Raw genomic sequence first — 24,654 nt, 5'->3', positions numbered from 1 at the left:
CGGCGGGAGGAAGGATGGAATCGCGGTGTCGTCCAAATGTCGGGCGTCCGCTTACTCGGACGGCGCGTCGCGCTCGATCTGGTGGACGCGGCGCTGCGACCAGGCATCGCGCACGAAGGCGTAGTCGTCGTAGGCGTCCTCGCGGGCGTCGTCGAAGGCCGCGAGCTGCGTGCGGCCGTCGACGACCTCGAGCGCCTGCAAAGCGAGCGCGGTGGTGCCGTCGTTGACGTACCGCAGCGGCGCCACGCGCTGGTCGGCCACGAGCGACAGCGTGTCGCGTACGGTGCGCGGCCCGAGCAGCGGCAGGACGAGGTAGCGCGAGCGCCGCCATCCCCACGTGCCGAGCGTCTGGCCGACGTCCTCCTCATCGCGACGGCGCAGGCCCATGCGCGAGGCGGGATCGAACACGCCGCCGACGCCGAGCGTGGTGTTGAGCGCGAAGCGGCCGAGGGTGGCCAGCGAATGCCCGGGATGGCCTTGCAGTGCGTGATTGATCGCGTTGGCGGGTTCGCCGAGATTGCGGAAGAAGCGGGTGACGCCCGCACGGATCCGAGCCGGCAGCGCGCGGGTGTACGCGCGCGCCAGCGGGCGCAGGACGTGCGCATCGACCACAGTGTTGAAACGATGGACGCGGCGGTTCTGTTTCTCCCACGGATCCCACACCTCGGCGTCGCCATAGACGAGCGCGAGGTCTTCTTCGATGACCGCGGCGTCTTCGCCGGGGGGCGACACGGCGTGCGCATCGGCGAGTGGTCGCGCGTCCGATAGCGCGTCGGCATCCGGCACCTGTATGTCGTTCGCAGCGACGACTTGCATGTCGTCCAGCGAGGGACGCACCTGCGCGGAGCGGCTCGCGCAGCCGCTGCCTGCGATGAGCGCCACGAAGAGGAAACCGATCCTGAGAGCGTGCATGACAGTCACCCGGTGCGCCTCCGGCACGTACCGCCGGATCGGCATGTGCTGCAGCGTGGTGTGTCGATGTCGTCGCAATGTGGGCGGAAGGTCGCGCGGAAGCGGCTCCACATGGCCGGGAAGCCAAAGTGCGTGGGTGATCGCACACCAAAGTGCGTAGTCCTCCGGATGATTTCCATACCAACTATGGTGATTCTGATAACCAAAGTTGGTTTTCAGTAGCGTTCTTACACAAACAAAAGTTGAGCTTTATTCTGCAATAAAAGTAGCAAAATCAATTACTTATTGACATCTCGACAGCGCGGTGGCATGGTCACTGACGGGGCCGCCCGAGATTGACGACTCGCGCCTCCCGATCTGTGTTGCCCGTTCCAAGACCATCCAGCCCCGCACCACCCTCTGGTGCGTCGGGTGACTGTTGCCGGACGCTCTCCATGGACATCTCAAAAGTTCGACTGGCGCTTGCTCAGCAGGGACTAGACCCTGATGCCATCTCGCGGATCGCTGAAATGTGCGAAGCCGCCGCAGCACGGCAGGTGGGTGAGCACGCCTTGGAGAACTCGATTGTCTACTTGTACTCAAAGAAGAACGGCGCTTTCCGGGAAATGGAAAGTCACACCGTTGAGCGCCTCTATGCCTATCAGCTGGAACTAGATAGCGATGTCCTTGGGTACTTCACCCAAGTTCTGTGCAAGAACATCGTTCGCGAAAGATATGGAAGACGACATGTGTCTAGTTTCACGGTGGACTTCCTAGTAATACGGAAGTCCAGTGTCGATCTAGTTGAGTGTAAGCCGCTAAGTGCGGTCGAGTCCCTGATCCAGAAGAAGCCAGAAGAGTGGGTAAGGACTAGTACGAAGGTCTCAAATCCAGTTCTTGAGAAATGGGCTGACGCCATCGGTGCGAACTTTACGGTATGGGTGCAACCAAGCCACTTCTCTGTTGAACTCAGAAATCTCGAGTTCCTCTATGCGAATGTTGACTTTGGCAGCAGGCCTAAGTACGAAGCGGCGGTTTTGAATGAATTGAGGAAGGGACCGGCATCACTTCACTTTCTCCGGGAAAGAATAAGCGGTTTGATGATCAAAGATATAGGTCACATGCTCGCGACGGCGTTGGTCTACGGCCCTATCTCGTCCACGCCAATCGACAACACAGAAAGCTTCTGGCTAACGACGGACGTACATCAAGCACAAATACTGCGCGACAGAACCGCGTCCTCAGTAGATCAACTTCTCAGGCAATCGGATGACCGTCTATCAAAAGCCTCGAAATTAGACATTGACAAGGGGATCAAGAGGCTGACGCTGGTACGTCAAGTAATCGCCGGCACAGTCGCCGCGACTGAGCGGCTTAAGCCGCTTGTTAGGAGTGTTCTAGAAGCAGATCGCGCTGGAACGAATGCACTTGAAGTGTGCATAACGAACTACCAGGCTTCCGGCAACAGGACTAGCAGGCTGGATGAGATCCAAGCTCAGCTGCTTAGTGGCGTCTGCAAGAAATGGCAGAGCGGCAACTTGACCTCTTTCGGGGACGCGTACTCGGAACTGTCAATTGCATGTCGCGAGCGAAAGATCGAACCACCTTCTAAGACGACACTTCGAAAGCGTCTAGAAGCGACTAGCGCTGCCAAGCGTGCCCTTGCCCAAGGCGGGAAGAGAGCGTACCAAGCCATCTCGCAAACAGCTGATCCACGTTCACGCTCTGCACCTCCTTCTGCCACGGGCATAAAGATTCAGATCGACTCCACGAAGGTGGACAACAAAGTCTTCCCAGGAATCGAGGACAAACTACTTCTTGAAGCTCCAGTTCTCTATGTAGCAGTGGACTGCCACAGCAGCACCCCAGCAGCATCCAGCCTAATTTTCGGGCCCGCCAGAAGAGACGGACTCGCTATTCTGCTGCGGGACTACGTGGCTCGCCATGGATGTCTTCCCTCGATAATTCAGATCGATCGAGGGCCAGAGAACCGATCTTCGTGGCTGCGGAAGTTCTGTGAGCACTACAGAATCACATTGATCATCAACCCCGCGGCAAAATCTCGATCGAACGGCCAAGTAGAGAACTTGCTCGGGCGAGTAAACGGGCCGCTTGAGCGTCTCCCTGGTGGCACGTACTTCGACAAGAAGGGTCGAAGCGCAGATGGACGGTTCAAGAGCCGCCGCACAGCCGCTCTGCAGTTTCGCCACATCAGGAAGGAAGTTGACCAAATCTTGTATGAGGACATATCAAACCTTCCCCTGGCCAATGGATTCACCCCTCTAGAGATACAAGAGGAGTCGATTCGTCAGTTCGGAATGCAGGGTACGCCGTGCCCATTCGATGAAGACTTTCGGTTTCAGACATCCATTAAAACGGACGTCAAGAAGGCTGGCGCTCGCGGCGAGGTTCATCATGGCGCGTATAGATACACGAGCAGAGAGCTCCTAGTGGCACTTAGGAGCTCCGAAATTAGCGAGGTCAGAAGAGACTGCCAAGATTCTTCGCTGCTTCGTGTTCAGACAACCTCAGGAAGGTACAGGGCCTGGTCAAGTATCGCTCCCCTCCATGCGACGGATTCGGAAATAGACATTGAGTTTAGGAGCTACTACCTCGCGCAACTCGGCAAGCAGAAGGCGGAAATCCGGCAACGGATAGCCGAAAACTCATACGCACGCCGAAGCGCAATGGTTTCCGCTACCCAGCACCCTGACCTAGCCAAAGATGACGCCGCCGCCGCTGTCACTGAGCAACAAGCGCCCCTGAAGATCAGTCCTCCGCGAAGTACTACCGAGCTTATAGAGGCTAAGTCATGAGCGCTGTCATTCTTCACGAACACTTCTCAAGAGGAACGCAAGACCTTCTTAACGCACTCGATGCCAGCAAACCTGGGGCCTTGGTTTTCGTCACCGGAGTTTCCGGCTCCGGGAAGAGCGAACTTAGATACAGAGCAATGCGCAAGGTGTGTGGAAAGCCGGATTCGTGGCTAAGGGGGACACTTCCTGCGGTGGCGGTTCGCGCAACTCTAACTGACAGGAACAACTTCAACCAAAAGGATCTGGCAGAGCGCCTGGCGCTCTCGCTTCGCCAGCCTGACATCAGATGGGCGCTCTCGCGTGATGAGGTATTGGACCCTGACATCGTCCATGATAGGACAGAGTCCTTCGTGCAGACTCCTATCTGGCAGGCCGAGCGCAGAGGAACGACAGCACATCAGCTAATACTGGAATTCGAGAAGAACGCCATCGCTAGAAGGGTAAGGTGGCTGTTCATTGAGGACTCTGCATGTATTACGTGTATGCCACGTGGCCACGATATCGACAAGTACATGATAGGACTGATGCAGTTGGCAGAGGAATGCAAACTGACCATCATTCTTCTCGGAACGGGTGACTCCTTCAAACTCTGGTCCGGGTTTCCAGACGTAGTAAGGAGGTCACTGTTCGTTTGGCTAAAGAGATACAGTGAGCGCGTGGAAAGCGATCTGCAAGGATTTGCCGACCTGGTAATGGCGGTGGGAAGAAGGTTTCCACTCAATGAGCCAGACGTTCTACTGAACGATTTGGATCTTGCACTCGCCAATACTGCCGGCTCGTATGGCGAGCTTCTCCAGCTCCATGTTCGAGCAGATCTGTCCCGGAGAAACCGATCAGGCGACACGATTACACTTCGTGATTTTGAGAAGGCGGCTCTGAGCAAGGAGAACAGAGTCACTCTCTGGGCGAAGGCAGCCGCCTTTGACTCGCTACTCGAGGACGTCGACGACCCTCGCGACCTCGGTGACCTTGTGATTACTTGGGGCAAGGGCAAGTGACTTATCGCCCGCACACAAGCCAAGTCTTTCATTGGACCGCCTTACCGTGTTTACCCCTCCTAGACACGGGTACCGCGCAGGTCGAGTCACTCGAAAGCTATGTCGTAAGGATTTCAGCCACAACTGGTGAAAGTGTCAAAGGATTCTTATCTACCCTTGATCGGTCCATAGGCAGGAAGGACGCCGGCAGTGGTCAGCTGCCCGGCCTACTGGTTGGCCCGGGAAACAGATTTGTGCGCAGGCTCAAGGGGCTTGTATCAGCGACTGGCGTTGAGGATCTCCATAAGGGGACGCTTCTATCTCTCAATTGCGTGCTTAGGGAGCGCGCTGGGCTTGGGATCAGTACCCATCGGCGCTGGTGTCCGCCTTGCCTGGAGGCTGGGCGCGCCGTTGGCAAGACGCAGCAACTGATCTGGGTCTTCGATCAGTTGAGCCGATGCGGATTGCACGGCTGCTTGATTGAAGACTCGTGCCGGACATGCTCAGCGAGCCTGCCAACGAGTACTCCCCTTCGCCTGAGCCTCTTATGCCCGCATTGTAGCTCCCCTCTCTTTGGTGCCGGTCGCTATGTTGAGCAACCGCCAAGCTTTGTCTCTCAGTGGATCGACGACTGCCTCACAGATCTAGTCCTCTGGATGTCATCAGACCAGTCGTTCATGATCCCCGAAGCGAACTACAGAGTGTTCACATCGAGGATGGAAGATGATGGATCTCTCTTCAATCGCTTTAATGGATTCGCTCTCAGTCATCCTACTATTAGGGGCCTGCTGAACATTGCAGCAGTCCACGGTGTCTTCATCCGTGATTTTCTAGTTAACCCCTACACAGCGCCCGTAAGGGGACTCTTTGATGCGGAGGATCGATTCGTGGGAGTTCCTTTCCATGAGTACTGGAGAGACTTTCCCGCGCGGAGAGCGGTCCTGCTTATGTCCGGGCTCCTTTCCATTCGACACCCTCTGCCCAGCCTAACGTTTATCAAGAAGCGTTACGGCCTTTGCGGCGGAATTCTAAGCTTGTTCGCCGGCGAGCTCTATGACGAGTACAAGAATGCTTATGCCTCGCAGCCTCATCTTGTTTTGGGCCGGGCCAGGAACAGAGCTTTTGGATTGGCCTTGAGAATCCTTGAAGAGGAAGAGAGAGATAGGGATCCAACGCCCGAGCTTTGCTCAGTGTTCGGCATTCAGGAACGAGAAGCCGCTCGGATAGTTGCCGTCTCAAACGGAATACTTAATGTCGAGGAGTACACATCAAGAATGTTCAGAGACGCGCGAGACGACTGGCAAGCTCCCTGGGAAGAAAGCTGGAGAGAGGGGCTCTCCATGCCAAGGATTTCTGTCTAGCCCAGCCCAGTTAGGCGGGTGATGTATCTGAGTGCGACGTCGACTTTGGTTGATCGACGTTCTGGTTGACTACATTGAAGAGCTGGAATTTCCAACGAAAGAGCGGCGAAGCTTGCCTGGCGACGCGCAGACACGTCGTTTCCTTGTCCTCCTTCGGCCAGAAGCGGACATCGACCAACGTCTGAACTAAGCCGCTCCGCGAAGCGGCGTCGGCTTGAATGAACTGCTAGGCAGGCATGGTCACACCGCACCCTACTCTGGTGGATTAGTCGCTGCCTGTGATGGTGGAACTGAACTTTAGTGAGTTGTTGCAATTTTCCATTGCCCATTCTCTTTCACAGCCACCATGCTTGACACCAGTGTGCCGGTAAAGGCATGTCCCTCTGCCGTGTGTCCACGCCAAGTGCTTCGCCCTGTCAGCACTGCCACGTCGCCGTAGAAACGCACCTTTAAGCCGCTTTCTCCGAACTCAGCAGCTTCGAACTTATTGGTCGTAGCTGGGGAGTTCTTATGCTCAGCGATGAATTGTGCTCTGGAACTGACTACGCCATCTGGATTTACGTCCATGTAGTCGTCGGCCAGTAGCTGCTCCATCGCGGCGACGTCTCGCTTGACAATGGCGCTTGCAAGTTCGTTGGCAAGAGCCTGTATGTATTTGGCTGGGGTCGTGTCGCTCGATTGTTGGTCGGCCACTTGGCCGAACACGTGGGGAGACAAAGAAAACGCTAAGGCTATAAGCGTAGCGATGGCCAGTGCTCTAAACATAGTCTCTTTCCCTTTGATATTGAGAAAAGCTGACCCGGGAACTGGCTGAACAGTCAGCCCGCCCAACTATCTAACAGCCCGACACCTGGGGCCGGTATACGACTTGTCCTCAGCGCACCATGTAGTGGGCTGTCCCCCTTGGTGCGACTCGATCTTAGGGTGGCTGGGGCCGGCTAAGATGCCTCGCGCTATTTGATGTCTTCGGGCTATTTGCCAGTGCACTAGCTCGGGTCCGGCTACATGACTTGTTTCGACCAACAAGCCGACTTGTAACCCTACCCGGTGCCCTTAGCCGGATGGCGCCCGACTGTGCTTTCAACAGATTCGGACAGATGCCGACTCTCGGCAAATTCTTCAGATGCCCCGAAGCCGGCACTAAGGCAACTTACGCTCCAACCGTCCATTTCGCGGTTGGATACATATCATCCGCATCCACTGGAAACACCTGAAAAAAACAAAGGCCCGCATCTGCGGGCCTTGTTCGGTGTTGCTTGTAAGTGTCGCTTCGGAACTGCGTTGGAGGCTTTACGAATGCGACGGTCCTTCGCTTGAGCCGGAAGGGCCGTGAGTACATTCCCATATCAATCTGCCCGGTATCCGTTTCAAGCCAGCAGCCGACATTCTGTCAAGCTCTAAGTCCTTGCAGCAAAGGTACTCGAACAACCAGGCAGAACTTCACAGCCACGGCGGACGAGGCATGCATGAGGAGAATACTTGCTAGCGAGCGGCAGTCTCGAGTTCTTTTGCCTTCTCCAAGTGCTCCGCCACATGACCTCGGGTTGCAGTCAGATGGCTTTTAACCTCGGGGCGTGTTGCGCTTGGAATAAGTTTAGTGTCCAGGACCTGCAGCGCGTCAGCGTGACCTTTGACCATGGCCGCCACGTATGCGCTGGCATAGTCAGAAGCGTTCTTTGAATCCAATGTGGCAAGCTCCTGCTCGCTTGTTTGCCGCTGCGCTTGGGCATCGGAGGCATTTGCGTCAGGACCTAATGCATTAGTTTCGGTCCGATTCTTCGTATGCTCGTCAATCATCATCTGGGCATACTTCGCCACATCGCCTGTAACACCCTTGGCCAACGCTTGCTTTCCGGTGGCGATTTCATGATCGTTGATAGCATTGAGCACACCAAGTGACGCGCTCTCCGAAGCTCCTGTCTTGGTTGCACTGGCCATGGTGTCCTGCATGGGCTTTGTAGTGTCCGCGGCTGTCGTATCCATCGGGGCGGCGACCTCCGCTGTCGGATCGTTATCGACTGTCGGCGCATCTGGCTCGTTGCGGCAGCTCGTAATTGCCAGCGTGACAGCACATGCGATAGCAAGAACGCTCAAGGGATGTGTCTTCATTTCGGTACTCCAGTAGATTCGGGATATCGCGCGCCTCAAGCTGGTCCGCTCTCAGGCGCCGGCTGCACCACAGAGCGCTTCACGGTGTGAACGCAGCGTGTTCTTCTTTATGCGTCTTCGGAACATCGCGTGCCATGAGATTGCCTGCCTTTGTAAGCGGGCACTTAGGTAATGCGCTCTATGGCGCCGCGCTTGGAAGAGACCTGTGGCGGTCTTTAGCCATGACTCTAATCGTCCTTACCTCGCGCCGCTTGATGCTTCACCCGAAAACAAAGAGCTCCCTAGGGAGCTCCTTGAGTGCAGTGGCGGGACCCGAGCTGCGTGGGCAGTCGCGTGCCCGTCCTGCTACTGCTCGCCTCGGCCAGGTCCGGTCTCATCGCCGTCACCTTCTTATTCATCTTCTTCGTCGGGCGACTGACCTTGATCTTCCTGATCCTCATCCTGTTCATCCTGACCCTGTCGCTGGTCATCTAGTCGCTGCCCACCCTGGCCACCCTGATTCAGATTCTGACCCTTCCCGTCTTGGCCCCAGATCCGTTCGACGCTCGCCGGACATGAGGGATACGGGGATGTTTAGACGACCAAACGACAGCGATCCGGTCCAGATCGGGCGGGCCATGAGCAACTCCAACGTAGCAGAGCCTCACTTGTAGGGTCGGGCGCGTGGAGTCGATATCTACCACTACACATTCTCGGAAGCCGGTGCATGCTCAGCTACGTGCCGCTTATTGGAAAAACAAAAGCTCCCCGCCGCCCAGGTAGTGTTCAACTATTTGGGTAACGAGGAGCCAAGTGCCTCTCACGGTCGCAGGGTCGAGGCGCTATTGCGCCGACCTGCTCAGCGAGTGGCCACCTTGAGGCCTGCCGACTCCACTGTCTTGACGCCCTTAATCCCACGGGCAACCTTCAGTGCCTTATCCTTCTCGGCCTGAGACGAAATGGTGCCCGACAGCGTAACTACGCCATTAACAGTCTCGACCTTGATCTCCGTGCCGGGAACATTGGAGCTGGTCAACAGATCAGCCTTCACCTTCGTGGTAATCCATGTGTCATCCACGGGCTGGGCAGAGTCCTTATGCTGAGCGTGTTCAGCTGCCGCTTTGGGCTTATCGCCATCTCCATATGCGAAAGCAAAACCCGGCGCGGCAAGCATTGCAACTGCAAGCGCGGAAAGCGCCATGTTTGAAATCTTCATAAGTCTTCTCCAAGTTGTGAGGTCTAGATTCGTAGTCCTCAGCGTCGTCTTCGGTTCCATCGCTTCGGACTTGCAGGCTGACCCCTCAACCGTAGCGGCACCGTGAATTCACCTCGCGCAAGCTGAACGGCGATGTGAGCACGGCGACAATTGTCTTTCACGACCGTACGACGACCTTTGGCGCAAAGTTAACAGAGATGACTATGGAAAGAAGGTAGCGCCATGTCTTTTTCTGCATCCGTGCTGATCGTGGAGGACGACCGTTTCGTTGCTGAAACAATAGGCGGCTATTTGGAAGCCAAGGGCATGGAGGTTGACTACGCCTATGACGGCGCCGAAGGCTATCGACTAGCGGCCGAGAACCGTTATGACGCGATTGTCCTAGATGGGCATCTTCCCTGGCTCGACGGCCTCGAGATCGTGAGAATGCTCCGGAATGAGGCGCGCATCTCAACACCGATCATCATGGTGACGGGAAGAGATCAACTGGAAGACAAGGTTAAGGGCTTGGAACAAGGGGTAGATGACTACTTGACGAAACCGTTTGCCACACGCGAGTTGGAAGCAAGATTGATCGCTGTAATTCGTCGCAGCCGTCGGGAAGTCGGGCGTCAGGTGCTTAGGGTCGGAGATCTCTCGTTTGATCCCACGTGCCATCGCATTCAACGAGCTGGTAAGGAGATTGAGCTCTCACCGTCTGCTACCAAGCTGCTGAGCATACTTATGCGCGAATCTCCTCGAGTCGTAAGTCGTAGACAGATCGAACGCGAGCTCTGGGGTGATGCCCTTCCTGATTCTGATGTTTTGCGCAGCCAGCTCTACAACCTAAGAAGGATCATAGATCGCGGCTTTGAGAACCCGCTCCTTCACACGGTTCAAAGTTCCGGTTATCGCATCGCCGACCTTGCTGCTATGCGTAAAGTGGCAACCTCTTCATCGACGGCACATCACTCAGCACCCGGTGCGACTCCTTGTGCTCCGATTCGAGGGGAAGTGCCCACTAGGTAGCCGTCTGCACTGGCACTTTCGCTGCCGCGACTCATACCCCCTTCTTCACGCTCGTCCCGCTAATGTCTGTAAGACAACCAAGGAGGGAGCAATGCCCAAACTTCAACATACGGATTGGCCCGAGCGACTGTGGGTCATCCGGCACGGGCAAAGCGCGGGCAACGTCGCACGGGACGCAGCTGAGTTGGGGGGTGCCACCCTCATTGATCTCGAACACCGTGACGCCGACACACCCCTATCAGAGCTAGGCGAAAGGCAGGCCGAGGCATTGGCCCAATGGTTTGCCAGCCTGATAGAAAATCAACGTCCGACTCATTTTTTGAGCTCCGCATTTGTAAGGGCGCATCAAACTTGCGCTGCGATCGCCACTCAACTGGACGTCGACGTCGACGTCGACGTCGACAACATCAGCGTCGACGAAAGGCTGAGAGAAAAATAGTTCGGGATTCTCGACCGTTATACGGTGCATGGGATTCGGTCTAAGTTCCCTGAGCTGGCAGAGCAACGCGCCTTGGTTGGCAAGTTCTATTTCCGTCCACCAGGCGGTGAGAGCTGGTGTGACGTCATTCTTCGCTTGCGAAGTGTTGTGGAAGTGTTACGTCGGGATCATGTTGGCGATCGCGTAGTTATCGTGGTCATCAAGTGATCGTCAACTGTTTTCGCTATCTGCTCGAATGCCTGGATGAAAAGGCGATTCTCGACATAGACAAGCTTGCCGATGTGCCCAACTGTTCCGTTACGGAGTATGGGTTTGGCGAGGGGAGAGACGCAGAACGCTTCGCCTTGCGCCGCGCCAACTATGTCCCGCCAGAACTCGCCGCAATGGCTGAGGTTACCGTCGCAGCAGACACGCCTGTTGGCCCGAAATGAGCAACCGCAGCACGGTCTTAATCAAAGCAACCCTGCTTAAGGGATGGCCCCTACCCTCGCCAGAAGGCAGCAAAGGCAAGGACGACCGAGGGCGCGTGGTAGTCATTGCGGGATCTCCTCAAGTTCCTGGCGCAGCCTTGTTGGCGGGCGAGGCCGCGTTGAGGTCTGGGGCCGGCAAACTCCAACTGGGGGTGCCCGCCCAGGTTGCTTCCGCGCTGGCACTGGCCTTGCCAGAAGCCAAGGTGATGCCACTGCCTACTACCAACGCGGGGGGATGCCGGCCCACCCCGGCGCTGGAGCTTGCCTGTTCCTACGCTGATTCAATTCTGATTGGCCCGGGTATGGATGACACCCCCACCCTTAGGCGTCTTATCAGTAGGATCGCGGGACACGCAAAATGCACGGTCGTTGCCGACGCGGGGGCGATAGCAGCGTTCGATCAAACCCAAACATTCTCTGCCACACCGATCCTCACACCCCACGCAGGTGAAATGGCTTCGCTCATCAATGCTAACCTGGAGGAGGTTCAAGCTAGGCCGGATGAGGTCGCAATCCAGCTGGCCGTTCGAGCGGGCATCATCGTCGTCTTGAAAGGTCCTCGCACATGGATAGCAGATCCGGACGGACGGCTGTGGCGGCATGACGGGGGCTGCCACGGTCTGGGAACGTCCGGTTCTGGCGATGTGTTGTGCGGGATCATTGCCGGCTTGGTGGCGCGTGGCGCTGAGCCGGTTCAAGCCGCGGTGTGGGGCGTATATCTGCACGGTCGCGCGGGTGAATCCCTCGCCCGCTCGATCGGTAGCTTGGGATTACTTGCACGAGAGCTGCCCATCGAGGTGCCTGCGATCTTGGACTCTCTTGCACCGCCACAGGGTTAGTCTCGAGACCCTACGGATACCCCATGAGCAAACGAACGAACAACGGCAGCAAGGAAACAGACGGATACATCGTCGTCCGAGGTGCACGCGAGCACAATCTCAAAAACGTCGATCTAGATATCCCGCGCGACGCTTTGGTCGTGTTCTCTGGCATCTCGGGTTCCGGCAAATCCTCCCTTGCATTCGGAACGCTGTAGGCAGCGTGACGACGATCTCCAGTTCGCTCCGCATGCTCTATTCGCGCGCCGGCACGTATCCGGCCAAGCAGCGCATGCTCTACGCAGAAGACTTCTCTCCCAATACACCTCAGGGCGCCTGCCCCCACTGTCACGGGCTTGGACATGTGTATGACGTTCCCGAATCATCCATGGTGCCGGACGCCAGCCTGAGTATTCGCGACCGGGCCATCGCCTCGTGGCCACCGGCATGGCACGGCCAGAACCTTCGGGACATCCTGGTAACGCTTGGCTATGACGTCGATAAGCCTTGGCGGGATCTTCCCAAGAAGGACAGAGACTGGATCCTCTTTACCGAAGAACAGCCTAGCGTGCCGGTGTATGCCGGTTTCACGCCTGCGGAAACCCGAACGGCGCTGCGGCGAAAAACGGAGCCCAGCTATATTGGCACCTTCATAGGTGCTCGTAAGTATGTGCTTCATACATTCGCGACCACCCAAAGCGCACAGATGAAGAAGCGGGTATCCCGTTTCCTGAAAGGCACGGTGTGCCCCATGTGTAAAGGGGGGCGTCTCAAGCGGGAAGCACTGTCTGTCACCTTCGCCGGTTTGGATATCGGCACGCTCTCGCACCTACCCTTGAACCGCATTGCTGAGGTGCTGATGCCGGCGGCCTCGGGACAGTTCTCACCCCAGGGGCGCGGCAAATCCAGAAGCAAAGCTACAAGCAAGCAGGATGCCCGCCTGCGCGTGAGCCAAGGGGGTGCTGCCCATTCTGGCAGCTCTGACGTCCGGCGAACCCCTGACATGTCGGAGGAGAAGCAGATCGCGGCCCAACGCATTGCGCAGGATCTGACCGAGCGAATTGCCTCCTTGCAGGCATTGGGACTGGGCTACCTATCCCTGGATCGGATCACGCCGACGCTGTCATCGGGCGAGCTACAAAGACTGCGCTTGGCTACACAGATCCGATCTCACCTATTCGGCGTTGTCTATGTGTTGGATGAGCCCTCTGCGGGGCTGCATCCCGCAGACGCTGCTGCCCTGCATGATGCATTGGACGATCTCAAAGCCGTCGGCAATACGCTTTTTGTGGTCGAACACGACTTGGACATGCTTCGGCGGGCTGACTGGCTGGTGGATGTGGGGCCAGGCGCGGGCACCGAGGGCGGCCACGTCATCTACAACGGACCACCTGAGGGTCTTCGAAGTGTCGAGCGCTCCCATACCCGTCGCTATCTGTTTCCAAATAGCCAAGTAGCACCCCGTTTTCCCCGAAAGCCGGCGGGCTGGTTGGTGCTCGGCGGAATTCTTCGCAACAATCTGCGCGACTTGGAGGTCCGATTTCCGCTGGCAGCGCTAACCTCGGTTACCGGGGTGTCGGGATCGGGCAAGTCCAGCCTCGTGAGCCAGGCGCTGGTCGAACTGGTGAGTGAGCATCTTGGACACGCCCCCGCCACTGAGGAAGGTGAAGGTGAGCCGACACTCGTCGAGTCGCTGGCCAAGACACAGGGACGTATCGTCTCAGGCGCTGAGCAGGTCAAGCGACTGGTCAACGTGGATCAAAAGCCAATTGGGCGCACGCCGCGCTCCAATCTGGCCACCTATACCGGCTTGTTCGACCATGTGCGCAAGTTGTTCGCCGCCACGCCCGCGGCAAAGAAGCGGCGATTCAGTGCAGGTCGGTTCTCCTTCAATATCGAGCAAGGTCGCTGCGCGACGTGCGAAGGGGAAGGCTCCGTGCATGTGGAGTTGCTTTTCATGCCAAGTGTCTACGCGCCCTGCCCGACCTGCCATGGCAAGCGCTACAACGAAAAGACGCTCGAGATTACGTGGCGTTCGCACGATATCGCACAGGTATTAGCCCTATCTGTAGATGCGGCGATCAACCTCTTCGAAGGCGAACCCGTCATTCTTCGCCCATTGCTGTTGCTGCGAGATATAGGGCTTGGCTATCTCACACTCGGACAGCCGGCCACGCAATTGTCAGGCGGTGAGGCGCAGCGGATCAAACTCGCCACAGAGCTTCAACGCAGCCAACGCGGCGACACCCTTTACGTTCTAGACGAGCCCACTACGGGCCTTCACCCGGCTGACGTCGATAAGCTCATGGCGCAACTCCAGGGATTGGTTGACGCTGGAAACACCGTGGTTATCGTGGAACACGAGATGCGCGTGGTCGCCGACAGTGATTGGGTCATCGACATTGGTCCGGGAGCAGGTGATCAAGGCGGTAGGATCGTCGCGGAAGGATCACCCTCGAAGATTGCGACGTCTAAGCGCAGTGCTACTGCTCCTTACTTGCTAAGCGCAATGCAGCAGGCACCTTAGTGCTTCACTGGCCTTACACGGGTAGCGCGTATGGTGGGCCCACCTGTTCGCCAGGGTAGTCGTCGCCTGCAAGCCGCCCAGCACGCCAGTCGGGTTGATTGAGGCTCCCAAGCAAATCCAATACGTGGGGATTCATATGCCCGCCTTACAAGACCCCGTGCTTTATCACTCCGAGTTGGAGCAGATCCAAGAAGGAGAAAGCGCTGCTATCGAGGAGCTGAAAGAAGTTTTCGTGCGCATGGCTAGCACGGTGGCCGAACATGAGGGGCAGGCCCATCGAGCAGTTCACGCCAAAGGTCAGGCGCTCTTGCGAGCAGCCTTTAAGGTTCATGCCGACCTGCCACCTGAGCTCGCTCAAGGTCTGTTCTCGTCTCCTGGCCGGTATCAGGCGCTGATTCGCTTCTCCTCCCCTCCTGCAGAACAGTTGCCAGATTCGGTTTCAACACCCCGAGCTGTGGCAATAAAGATCATCGGTGTGGAAGGTGAGCGGCTACCGGATAGTTTTCCTGGAAAGACCCAAGATTTCCTGCTGGTCAACGGACCTACATTTACAGCACCTACTCCAGCCAAGTTCTTGGGCCCAGCAAAACTGCTAGCCTCCACGACAGAGAAAATGCCACGAACGAAGACGGTGATATCCGCCACGCTGCGAGGGGCCGAAGCAGCACTGGATGCTTTAGGCGCACCCAGTGACAAATTGAAAGCATTGGGAGGTGAGCCCCAGCGTCATCCCCTTGGCGAGACCTATTTCACACAGGTGCCGTTCCTCTACGGGCGCTACATAGCCAAATTCTCACTCGCGCCGTCTGACAATGCACTGCTTGCATTGGAAGGAGCCCCGATCTCAAGCTCGCCCGACACCCAGCGAGAGGCTATTGATCAACTCACCAGCGCCCTGGATCACGATCTGACGTGGGAGTTTCGTGTGCAGTTGTGCCGAAACCTCAGCGACATGCCATTGGAAGATGCTTCGGTGCCTTGGTCGGAAGAGGAGAGCCCATGGCTGACAGTGGCCACCGTGTATGTGCCGCCTCAGCGGGGATGGTCTGACGCAGCAGCGCAGCAGGAGGTCGGTCTGGCCTTTGCTCCATGGAATTGCTTGGCGGCCCATCGCCCGTTGGGTGGCGTCAACCGAGCTAGGCGCGAGGTTATGGCGGCGTCCAGGGAGTTTCGTAGCGCCTTCAACCGATGTCCTATTACCGAGCCCCACGGATTCGATCCAACAGCGCGTGGAGTTGATGGCGACGACATCGATCTATCGGCGGAAACTCCGCAGCGGGACTGAAGATTCCGAAGTCGTAGCGAGCGCCGCGCTATAGATGCGTTGTAGCCCCAATAAGGTAGGGCCGACACAGGGGATGCCGGCCCTACCGCAAACCCGCCACCAGTAAAGGCGACTGGGCGCCAAAGCAGTGTCCAGTGTCAGGCTTGATGAAGGCGTGAACAACCCACTATTGAAACGTGCCCAACGTCTCCTACACGCGGAGTCAGATACGGTTCCGCTATGCGCCGCTTCGCTCAAGCATTAGCAACTTCAGAAGTTCTTCCCGAAGGTTTGCCCGAGGTCTTGGCTAGTGCGCTGATAGATGGCCCAGATCGTTATAACGTGGCCAAAGGAAAACCGGCGTTGGTGCTGGCCATGGATGCGCAAGGAAAACTGTGCGTCGCGGAGATGATCTGGGGCCTAATACCGCGCTGGTCCAAAGAACCGGCAACCCCCTACACCACTGTTACAGCTCGGCTTGAGCGCGCTCCAAGAAGCCGAATATTTGCTCAGGCCTGGAAAGAACGACCCTGCGTTGTTCCGATGACCGGGTATTACAAATGGGATCGGCAGCGTAAGCCACCGTGGCCGCGTTTCATCCAGCGGCAGGACGGCTTAACACTGTTAGCTGCTGGCCTGTGGGAAACCTGGCTAGGGGAAGAAGGAGCGTTTCTGCACAGCTTCGCGCTATTGACCGGACCCAATCCTTCGATTCCCCTCCCGCTTACCCCTGATGGTCCCGTGTTCCTCGACACGGACCAAGCGCTGCGCTGGCTGCGAGGCTCGCTGTCTACTCCCCGCAGTTTGATGCGGCATGCCCAGCGCCCACTGCTGGAGAGCTATCCCGTCACTCGCGCCATAGGAGACCCGACGCGAGAAGACTACACACTGCTCGAACCAGTAGATCCAGACTTGCAGCGGACTACTATGGAAGATGACTTTGACGAGGTGGATGGTGACTAACGCGCCCAGAAGAAATAGTCATCGCTCAAAGCAAATGCCCCGCTCAACGCGGGGCATTTTCTTGCTACCACTGCTGATCAGCGCTTCTGGTTCTGATCTTTCTGCTGATCGTTCGCCTGCTGCTCGGTGGTCTGCTTCTGATCGCGGTTCTGACCTTCCTGCTGGTCACGGCCCTGACCCTGGCCCTTCTGCTGGTCATTCTGCTGATCGCGACCTTGGCCACCCTGCTGCTCGCGGTTTTGGCCTTGGCCCTGCTGATCGCTCTGCTTCTGACCACCTTGGTTCTGGTCATTCTGGTTTTGGTTGTTACCCATTTTTATTCTCCTGATCGCCGACACACTTGTCGTAGCACCGAAGCTAGGCGCTATGCAGTGAGCGCAACGTGATCCATGGACGTTATTTTCAACCTCACTTCGCATTGACGTCTGAGGAGTAGAAGTAGGTGATGACAGTCGGCTCAGATGGAGAATTTTTCTGAGAAATCTGACTTTCATTCAGATAGCTTGAGACGCGTAGTTCTGCGAGGCGCACGACGCAGAACTGCTCTATTAAACATAAGAAGAACTCACTCTAAGGATTCATATGAAAGCTCTTACCTATCACGGCTCGCACGACGTTCGCGTTGAGGAAGTGCCCGATCCGAGTCTCGTTCAGAACGACGACATCATTCTGCGGGTCACCGCCACCGCCATTTGCGGCTCAGACCTTCACCTCTATCGCGGCAAGATTCCCGCCCTCAAGGATGGCGACATCCTAGGTCACGAGTTCATGGGGATCGTGGAGGAGGTCGGCAGTGGTGTCACCGAGCTGTCTGTGGGCGATCGGGTAGTCATTCCCTTCGTGATCGCATGCGGCAAGTGCTTCCATTGCCTACTCGACGAATATTCGGCGTGCGAGACCACCAACACAGGAAAAGGCGCGGCGCTCAACCAGAAGGGGATCAAGCCCCCGGCCGCCCTCTTCGGCTATACCCACCTCTACGGGGGGGTGCCAGGAGGGCAAGCAGAGTTCGTGCGGGTCCCCAAGGCCAACGTGGGGCCGCTAAGGATTCCAGACGCCCTGTCCGATGAACAGGTTCTGTTCCTTTCAGACATCCTGCCCACTGGGTATCAGGCGGTGCTCAACGCCGGCATCGGAAAAGGCTCCTCCCTTGCCATCTTCGGTGCCGGACCCGTGGGTTTGATGTCTGCCGCATGCGCACGAATGTTGGGTGCGGAACAGATCTTCATGGTGGATGAGTTGCAGTATCGGCTCGACTTCGCCGTTCAAGCGTATGGCGTCATCCCCATTAATATGAAAGACGTCGATGACCCCGCTGAGCTGATCATGCAGCAGACGAATGGTCGTGGCGTGGACGCCACCGTGGACGCCGTAGGCTTCGAAGCTAAAGGCAGCACCACGGAAACCATCCTGACCAACCTCAAGATCGAGGGCAGCAGCGGTGCCGCTCTGCGCCAGTGCATTGCTGCCACCCGCCGATGCGGCACGGTAAGCGTGCCGGGCGTCTATGCAGGCTTCATCCATGCGTTCATGTTTGGGGACGCCTTCGACAAGGGCCTGACCTTCAAGATGGGCCAGACCCATGCCCAGGCGCTCATGCCTGAGCTGCTGGAACACGTAGGCAACGGCCTCATCAAACCGGAGATCATCATCTCGCATCGGATGAGCTTGGCAGACGCCGCCAAAGGCTACGCTACGTTCGATAAGGCAGAGGACGACTGCAGGAAGGTTGTCTTAACCCCATAGCGGAAATGGGCAAAAGGGTTTACCGAAAGAAGGGATCCGCCAAACACTCCGTCGACCACGTCACGGGGTGTTCTCTTACCCATACGTATCGTGTTTTCGGGTTGAGCTAGTAGAGAACCTGGCAGCGCTCACAGAAGAAGCTTCGCCGCTGTGTCTTGCCCAGATAGGCTTTGGTCAAGAGCTGACCACAACTAGGGCAAACCCGTTTGGTGTGCACCGACCAGTGCTTCTTCAGAACGAAGGCCTTCTTCCACTCCAGGAAGTCGAAACTGTATTGGCGCGCCTGCTTGATCATCTCGCCCAATTTCCGGGGAGGCAGGTCCCCCACCAGGCTGGCTGGCTGGACCCGGATGCGATACAGCACTTCGTTCTTGATGATGTTGCCCACGCCAGCAAAGATGTTCTGATCTAACAGGGCATCGCATACCAGCGTATCGGGGATCTCTTTCAGCTTTGCTCTAGCCTTTTTTGGACTCCATTGATCGGACAGCACATCGCCGCTCCAATCGTAGGCCTCCTCGAGCGGACCTTCGATGTATTTCAAGGAACACGTGTAGAAATTGATCTCACCCTTATCAAAGCGAAGGGACAGCCGTGGTTCTGCGCCTGCCTTCTTTTCATCGATTCTGTAGGAACCGAACATCATCAGATGAATGCGCAGGCTAAAGCCGGAGAACTCGAGCAAGAAATGCTTGCCCCAACTGCGCACGGAGACAATCCGCCTGCCCTGCATGCGCTCAATGTCCAGGGTGCTGTTCCCACTCACTGAACGCACCGTCTTACCTCTAAATCGTGCAGCCTCCTGACGGAGAATGAGGATGGAAGGAACTTCCGGCATCAGGGCTCACCCTTTAGATCGGCTGACAACAGCGTTTTCAAGCGTGCCGCATTGGCAGTGGCATACCCGTGGGCCGTGTTATCGAAGATGACCCATGCCGATATCCGCTTTGAAAGTTGGCCGCGTACTTGATCGGCCAATGCCGCCAACGCATCTTCGCTGTAACTGCTGTAATACATCCGAGGCGATCCATGCCACCTCCAGTAGCGGAGTCGCCCAAAGGGACCTGGTGTGGCGGCTTCGCCAGTGATCGCAGGGTCCGCACCGGCTCGACTGATCTCGTATCGCTTGAGAGCAAGGTCAGCGTTGGCTTCAAACCAGGTGCGATGGCGTGGCTCACAGACAATCTGCGCTGACGTTCGTCTACGGACCATGGCAAAGAACGTGGACGCCACTCGTGCATCGAACCCCAGTGAGGGCGGCAACTGCACAAGGAGAGCGCCGAGTTTGCTACCGAGCCCCTCAACTTCACCAATGAATTGATCCAAGAGTTCGCCGCAGCCTTGCAGCCGCGCTTCGTGGCTGATGGATTTCGGTATCTTTACAGAGAACTGAAAATGGCGAGGGACCGCCTGCGCCCAGCGATCGTAGGTCTTGGCCTGATGGGGACGATAGAACGAGGAATTGATTTCAGCTGCATCGAACAGCGTTGCATAGCGCTCCAGCGCGGTCTCACCTTCACCGAAGAGACCGCGCTGGGGGGCAGGAATGCTCCACCCTGCGCACCCAATCCGCAGGCGAGTCCTAGCCGCGGTCATGGAAGCCGCCATTCGGCTTCATAACAGGGGCGGATCGGTTTCCCGCCCAAAGTGCTTATGCAGAGCCAAGGCCTCCAGGAACTGACCGATCGCACTGTCCTCTGGCTCACTCTGCAGCAGCAGTCCGGGATCGGCCTCATCCCTCAGCACGCCGGCACCCTCCACGAAAGCGACCGCCTCGCCCAAGGCCAGAATGGTCTTGAGGTGGCGAAACTGATCCTTCACGAACTCGGCAGCGCGCCCGTCTCGCGCCCATCCCTTTGCCGTGCCCTCCCCATCAGGAAGGATCACCCCATCGAAAAGGACGGCGGGCTCGTTCTCGAAGGACGCGTCCGCATCGATCTCACTGCCATCGGCTGCGTAAAAATTCCCACGCGCGGTCCTACCAGACGGCCGACGGCTCCGGCGTCCAGCAATGCCTGCTGGGCTTCCGCAACCTGCTCGCCGTCAACACCGTCGCCCACGAAGATGGCGACTTTTCGCGTTGCCACGCCTGCCTTCCCTGGGTGGGCAAACATCGACAACGGCTGGGAAATGTCCACCTCTGCCTTGGGCGGCTTCGGCAGCGCCCGGGGCATGGCATCCGGGAGCGGCATGCCTAGTCCTTCGGCCACCTGCGCCGCCAGCTCTTCTGAGGCGTTGCGAAGCATGGACACCACGCGCTGGCGAATGGCCGGCACCGTCAGCTTGGAAAGCTCGAAGCGGAACGCGGCCACGATGTGAGCTTGCTCCACAGGTGTCTGGCTGTTGAAGAACAGGGCGGCCTGATTGAAGTGCTCGGCAAACTTCTCGGGCTTGCCGCGCACCTCGTCCTGCTCTACCGGTTCGGGGAACGAGACGAAACCGGCAGCCCCGGCCTGGAAGGGACAGCCGCCCCCCAACGAGTTCGGCTCGTAGGAGACCTTGCCGCGGTGAATGGCCTGGCGATGCAACCCGTCGCGCTGGTTGTTGTGGACCGGCGCTATGGGGGCGTTGATCGGGATCTCGTGGAAGTTCGGTCCACCCAGGCGAGAGAGCTGCGTATCGACGTAGGAATGGATCCGCCCGGCCAGCAGGGGGTCGTTTGTGAAGTCGATGCCTGGGACGACGTGTGCCGTGCAAAACGCCACCTGCTCTGTCTCGGCGAAGAAGTTGTCCGGGTTACGGTTGAGCACCATGCGGCCTAAGGGGGTAACGGGCACGAGTTCTTCAGGGATGATCTTGGTCGCGTCCAGGATGTCGAACGAGAAACGCTCAGCATCCTCTTCGGAGAATATTTGCACGCCCAACTCCCACTCCGGATACGCGCCCGCCTCGATGGCCTCCCAGAGATCTCGCCGGTGGTAGTCAGGGTCGCAGCCGGAAATCTTCACAGCCTCGTCCCAAAGCAGAGCGTGGGTGCCCTGAAGAGGTGTCCAATGGAACTTCACGAAGGACGACTGGCCTTGGTCGTTGACGAAGCGGAAGGTGTGAACACCGAAGCCTTGCATCATGCGGTAGCTGCGCGGAATGGCGCGGTCGGACATCAGCCACATCAGCATGTGAGTGGACTCTGGCATCAGCGACACGAAGTCCCAGAAGGTGTCGTGAGCCGAGGCGGCCTGCGGCATTTGGTGGTGCGGCTCGGGCTTGACCGCATGCACCAGGTCAGGAAACTTCATCGCATCTTGGATGAAGAACACGGGCATGTTGTTGCCCACCAGGTCCCAGTTTCCCTCATCGGTGTAGAACTTCACAGCAAACCCGCGCACGTCGCGCGCGGTGTCTTTGCTGCCCCGCTCTCCCGCGACCGTGGAGAACCGCACGAAGACGGGCGTGATCTTGCCTGCCTCCTGGAACGGTGCCGCGCGCGTCAGTTTCCGCTGGTTCTTATAGCTCTCGAAGAAGCCGTGCGCGCCCGAGCCTCGCGCGTGCACGATCCGCTCGGGAATCCGCTCGTGATCGAAGTGCGTGATTTTCTCCCGCAGGATGAAGTCCTTCAGCAGGGCCGGGCCTCGCAGGCCTGCCTTGAGCGAGTTCTGGTTGTCGGCGATCGGCACGCCCTGGTTGGTTGTCAGGCGTTGTCCACTACTGTCAACACGCACGCGATCGAGGGAGCCGACCGTCGGATTCGCGCCTTCTTCAGCACGCGTGCCCAGTTTCTCGGACGTATTGGTCTCCGCCAGGGTGCTTGCGGTCACCAACGACGACGGTGGAACGATCTGGGTGCCCTCGGGTGGATCCAGCGCCGCTTCGCGCCCGTGCTCGGCTGCCTTGTTCTCGTTGAACGGCATGGCGGCGGCCGTGGCCTCCACCTCCGCGCTCTGCTCAGCTGCCAAGTCGTTCGAGCCTTGCGATGGAGCCTTGGACGCGGAACTGTCCGAGTTGCGAGCAGTAGAGGCACTAGCCACGCTCTTCTTGTCTTTGGGGGAGTTCTTGCGTGACGTCGCCATGGGACCGCTTCCTGTTCGGATGGGCAATACCCCAACCACCATCTGGGGGTCGGGGCGTGCGTAAAGATGGTAAAAGCCCGCTATAAGGCGGGCTTTGCTCACAACATGTCTTCGCGGGCTTGCTCGGCCCGTGCCGCGCCGATGGCGGTCTCGACTTTTTTCACTTCCTCGGGCGGGGGCAACACCGCTGGCATCCCCAAGCTCTGGATCCATAGCTCACGGCACCATCCCTTGGTGTGGTAGAGGTGGTGATCCTCGTCCTCCTCCACCTCGTCGTAGGCGGCTTTCAAGACTTTGGCTACCTTGTCATCCGCTGATTCGGCGACCTTTCCGATCAACTCCCAGTTGGAGTGATCCTTGGTCTCGGCCAGGACGACGCACTCGCACGCCACCAGTTCTGCTGCAGCTGGATCAGCGTTCGCCTTTGCCAGCTCGATGGCCGCGACAAGGGAAGCGCCGTTGTGCGCACAGACTTCACGTCCCGGACTCATTTCCTCGGTATCCATCCCCAGCTCACCGAAAACATGAGTGAGAACCTCCTCGTGATGCTGGGTCTCTTCCAGATATTCCTGCCATTCTTCACGCAGGTCTTCATTGACCGCGGCGCTGATGGCAGCCGTGTAGATCTTGATGCCGCCACGCTCTGTTTCCAGCGACTGAAGGAGCAATTCCTTAACGCCGCTCTGATCGTAACCCTTGCTTGCCATGACTGACTCCGTTAGCTGGGGTGAACTAAGGAGCGCATAGTGGCCGCCACGGCGGCAACGCAACGTGAAAAAAACTTTCACTTCGTCAACACTTCTCCGCGCCCACCCTGCGAACAACTGGGGAGCAACATGCACAACAGCAACACCACCTTCTGGAAGCGCAACGGTTTGTCGATCGTCGTACTGCTTTTCATGCTCGGAACGTGGCTCGGACAAATCCTGACGGGACACGTTGTCTACAACGAGGAACTCTCCGACCTCGGCGCCCCGCAACTTAGCCTGCTGGAATACCTTGCTAGTGGCCACTTCGTGTCTGCCACGTTTGAGAACTGGGAGAGCGAGTTTCTTCAGATGGGCATGTATGTGCTGCTAAGCGTCTCCCTTCGGCAAAAGGGCTCGGCAGAGTCGCGCCCATTGGAGCCCTCGCAAGAAGAGGATCGCGTTGAAGGCGGCGCTACTCCTTGGCCCGTGCGAATTGGCGGAGTGTGGCTGAAGCTCTATGAGCACTCTCTGGCCATCGCGTTTGGTGTGCTCTTCCTGCTCTCGTTCGCACTACATTTGGATGGCAGTTGGCGCCATGAAAGCGTCCAGCGTCAGCTCGATGGGAAACCTCCCACTGAACTATGGGATCACCTGGTCAGCGCCCAGTTCTGGTTCGAGTCGTTTCAGAACTGGCAAAGCGAGTTCCTCGCCGTGGCGGCGCTTGTCTTGTTGACCATCTTTCTGCGCCAGAAGGATTCGCCGCAGTCCAAGCCGGTCGAAGCACCCCACAGTCAGACCGGGACGTAATGCCGTTATGCGCCCCGCGCTTCTCATCATCGACATGATCAACCTCTTCGATTTCGAAGGGGGCGACCAACTGGGCGTCCAAGCGCTCAAAGCGTGCGGCCCTATTGCCACCCTTCGCCAAGCCTTCGCCGACCGCAACTGGCCGGTGCTGTTCGCCAACGACAACTTCATGGACTGGAACCAGGAGTTCACTGACCTGGTGGCGAAGTGCCGCCAGCATCCTGGCCCGTCAAGCGAGATTGCCGCCGTGCTGGAGCCCAAGCCGGGGGAATACTACGTGCTCAAGCCGAGGCATTCGGCCTTCCTCTGCACGACCCTGCCCGCGATTCTGGCGGACTTGAAGCTTCAGAAGCTTGTGATCACCGGTGTGGCCACCGACTCGTGCGTCTTGGCCACCGTGCAGGACGCCCACATGCGGGGATACAAGGTGCGGGTCCCTCAGGATTGCGTTGCCGCCCAGACCCCTGCCCGATCCGCCCGCGGCTTGGCACTGATGCGCGATTCAATGAGCTTGGACACCAGAGGGGCCAAGACCGTCCTTCGCAGCTTGGCTGCTGAGCAGTAGCG

The 24,654-nt window shown here is 57.9% G+C and carries 19 protein-coding genes and 4 pseudogenes; 13 read left to right on the top strand and 10 right to left on the bottom strand.

Going from position 1 to position 24,654, the window contains the following annotated elements; genetic code table 11:
* Window positions 1-51 precede the first annotated feature (51 nt).
* Window positions 52-912, bottom strand: a complete 861-nt coding sequence (locus tag BLT45_RS01650; RefSeq protein ID WP_175455691.1) for an MlaA family lipoprotein — start codon at window positions 910-912, stop codon at window positions 52-54.
* A 434-nt stretch (window positions 913-1,346) separates the two neighbouring features.
* Here BLT45_RS01650 and BLT45_RS01645 point away from each other — a divergent pair, with 434 nt between their 5' ends.
* The 3 genes from BLT45_RS01645 to BLT45_RS18450 all read left to right on the top strand — a co-directional run bounded on the left by BLT45_RS01645 (window position 1,347) and on the right by BLT45_RS18450 (window position 6,045).
* Window positions 1,347-3,707 carry an integrase catalytic domain-containing protein gene (locus tag BLT45_RS01645; RefSeq protein ID WP_093294310.1) on the top strand — a complete coding sequence of 787 codons (2,361 nt, stop codon included), beginning with the start codon at window positions 1,347-1,349 and terminating at the stop codon, window positions 3,705-3,707.
* Entirely contained in the window at window positions 3,704-4,705 is a 1,002-nt protein-coding gene (locus BLT45_RS01640) for a hypothetical protein (RefSeq protein ID WP_139187866.1), read from the top strand. The genes BLT45_RS01645 and BLT45_RS01640 overlap by 4 nt, the downstream gene beginning before the upstream one ends.
* A 656-nt stretch (window positions 4,706-5,361) precedes the next feature.
* Window positions 5,362-6,045: a hypothetical protein gene (locus BLT45_RS18450; protein WP_254771762.1), complete on the top strand. Its 684-nt coding sequence runs from the start codon at window positions 5,362-5,364 to the stop codon at window positions 6,043-6,045.
* A 297-nt stretch (window positions 6,046-6,342) separates the two neighbouring features.
* Here the strand turns inward: BLT45_RS18450 and BLT45_RS01630 are convergent, their stop codons facing one another.
* Together BLT45_RS01630 and BLT45_RS01625 are read right to left on the bottom strand one after the other, a co-directional pair.
* Window positions 6,343-6,810, bottom strand: coding sequence for a nuclear transport factor 2 family protein (locus tag BLT45_RS01630; protein ID WP_093294302.1), 468 nt, complete (start codon window positions 6,808-6,810; stop codon window positions 6,343-6,345).
* A 717-nt stretch (window positions 6,811-7,527) separates the two neighbouring features.
* Complete coding sequence (locus tag BLT45_RS01625; protein ID WP_093294298.1) at window positions 7,528-8,154, bottom strand: DUF4142 domain-containing protein; 627 nt, start codon at window positions 8,152-8,154, stop codon at window positions 7,528-7,530.
* Between the two features lie 333 nt (window positions 8,155-8,487).
* Between BLT45_RS01625 and BLT45_RS18265 the strand changes: the two genes are divergently transcribed.
* Window positions 8,488-8,628, top strand: coding sequence for a hypothetical protein (locus tag BLT45_RS18265; protein WP_175455689.1), 141 nt, complete (start codon window positions 8,488-8,490; stop codon window positions 8,626-8,628).
* 364 nt (window positions 8,629-8,992) lie between these two features.
* On the opposite strand, the gene BLT45_RS01620 is transcribed toward BLT45_RS18265, so the two are convergent.
* Window positions 8,993-9,349 (bottom strand): BON domain-containing protein, encoded by a 357-nt coding sequence (locus tag BLT45_RS01620; RefSeq protein WP_093294295.1) that lies wholly within the window; start codon window positions 9,347-9,349, stop codon window positions 8,993-8,995.
* 222 nt (window positions 9,350-9,571) lie between these two features.
* On the opposite strand from BLT45_RS01620, the pseudogene BLT45_RS01615 reads away from it, so the two are divergent.
* From BLT45_RS01615 to BLT45_RS01590, 6 genes and pseudogenes are all read left to right on the top strand, one after another.
* Window positions 9,572-10,258, top strand: a pseudogene (locus BLT45_RS01615) (response regulator transcription factor); the annotation flags it as partial.
* 190 nt (window positions 10,259-10,448) lie between these two features.
* Window positions 10,449-11,227: pseudogene (locus tag BLT45_RS01610) on the top strand (histidine phosphatase family protein).
* Window positions 11,224-12,105 carry an NAD(P)H-hydrate dehydratase gene (locus tag BLT45_RS01605; RefSeq protein ID WP_093294289.1) on the top strand — a complete coding sequence of 294 codons (882 nt, stop codon included), beginning with the start codon at window positions 11,224-11,226 and terminating at the stop codon, window positions 12,103-12,105. Before BLT45_RS01610 ends, BLT45_RS01605 begins: the two are co-directional and overlap by 4 nt.
* A 23-nt stretch (window positions 12,106-12,128) precedes the next feature.
* Window positions 12,129-14,611 (top strand): annotated as a pseudogene (locus tag BLT45_RS01600) (excinuclease ABC subunit UvrA).
* Between the two features lie 94 nt (window positions 14,612-14,705).
* Entirely contained in the window at window positions 14,706-15,896 is a 1,191-nt protein-coding gene (locus tag BLT45_RS01595) for a catalase family protein (RefSeq protein WP_175455688.1), read from the top strand.
* Window positions 15,897-16,115: 219 nt separating this feature from the next.
* The gene (locus BLT45_RS01590; protein ID WP_093294286.1) at window positions 16,116-16,838 is read left to right on the top strand and encodes an SOS response-associated peptidase; all 723 of its coding nucleotides are present in this window, start codon (window positions 16,116-16,118) and stop codon (window positions 16,836-16,838) included.
* A gap of 77 nt (window positions 16,839-16,915) precedes the next feature.
* Here the strand turns inward: BLT45_RS01590 and BLT45_RS01585 are convergent, their stop codons facing one another.
* On the bottom strand, window positions 16,916-17,152 hold the full coding sequence (locus tag BLT45_RS01585) for a hypothetical protein (protein ID WP_093294283.1): 237 nt from the start codon (window positions 17,150-17,152) through the stop codon (window positions 16,916-16,918).
* A 268-nt stretch (window positions 17,153-17,420) separates the two neighbouring features.
* Between BLT45_RS01585 and BLT45_RS01580 the strand changes: the two genes are divergently transcribed.
* Entirely contained in the window at window positions 17,421-18,584 is a 1,164-nt protein-coding gene (locus BLT45_RS01580; protein ID WP_093294280.1) for a zinc-dependent alcohol dehydrogenase, read from the top strand.
* 106 nt (window positions 18,585-18,690) lie between these two features.
* Here the strand turns inward: BLT45_RS01580 and BLT45_RS01575 are convergent, their stop codons facing one another.
* The 5 genes and pseudogenes from BLT45_RS01575 to BLT45_RS01560 form a co-directional block, all read right to left on the bottom strand.
* On the bottom strand, window positions 18,691-19,422 hold the full coding sequence (locus BLT45_RS01575) for a DNA-formamidopyrimidine glycosylase family protein (RefSeq protein WP_093294277.1): 732 nt from the start codon (window positions 19,420-19,422) through the stop codon (window positions 18,691-18,693).
* The gene (locus BLT45_RS01570) at window positions 19,422-20,192 is read right to left on the bottom strand and encodes a DUF72 domain-containing protein (protein ID WP_093294274.1); all 771 of its coding nucleotides are present in this window, start codon (window positions 20,190-20,192) and stop codon (window positions 19,422-19,424) included. The genes BLT45_RS01575 and BLT45_RS01570 overlap by 1 nt, the downstream gene beginning before the upstream one ends.
* 6 nt (window positions 20,193-20,198) lie before the next feature.
* Entirely contained in the window at window positions 20,199-20,468 is a 270-nt protein-coding gene (locus BLT45_RS18445) for a type 1 glutamine amidotransferase family protein (RefSeq protein ID WP_343123875.1), read from the bottom strand.
* A pseudogene (locus BLT45_RS01565) lies at window positions 20,469-22,243 on the bottom strand (catalase); the annotation flags it as partial. It lies immediately after the preceding gene.
* 446 nt (window positions 22,244-22,689) lie between these two features.
* Entirely contained in the window at window positions 22,690-23,298 is a 609-nt protein-coding gene (locus BLT45_RS01560) for a spore coat protein (RefSeq protein ID WP_093294272.1), read from the bottom strand.
* Window positions 23,299-23,427: 129 nt separating this feature from the next.
* Here BLT45_RS01560 and BLT45_RS01555 point away from each other — a divergent pair, with 129 nt between their 5' ends.
* Together BLT45_RS01555 and BLT45_RS01550 are read left to right on the top strand one after the other, a co-directional pair.
* Window positions 23,428-24,087, top strand: a complete 660-nt coding sequence (locus BLT45_RS01555) for a DUF6766 family protein (RefSeq protein WP_093294270.1) — start codon at window positions 23,428-23,430, stop codon at window positions 24,085-24,087.
* Between the two features lie 7 nt (window positions 24,088-24,094).
* The gene (locus BLT45_RS01550; RefSeq protein WP_093294267.1) at window positions 24,095-24,652 is read left to right on the top strand and encodes a cysteine hydrolase family protein; all 558 of its coding nucleotides are present in this window, start codon (window positions 24,095-24,097) and stop codon (window positions 24,650-24,652) included.
* The last annotated feature ends 2 nt before the right edge of the window (window positions 24,653-24,654 follow it).

The organism is Pseudoxanthomonas sp. CF385 (genome assembly GCF_900104255.1).
GTDB lineage: Bacteria > Pseudomonadota > Gammaproteobacteria > Xanthomonadales > Xanthomonadaceae > Pseudoxanthomonas_A.
This window is presented reverse-complemented; position numbering and strand designations above follow the sequence as displayed.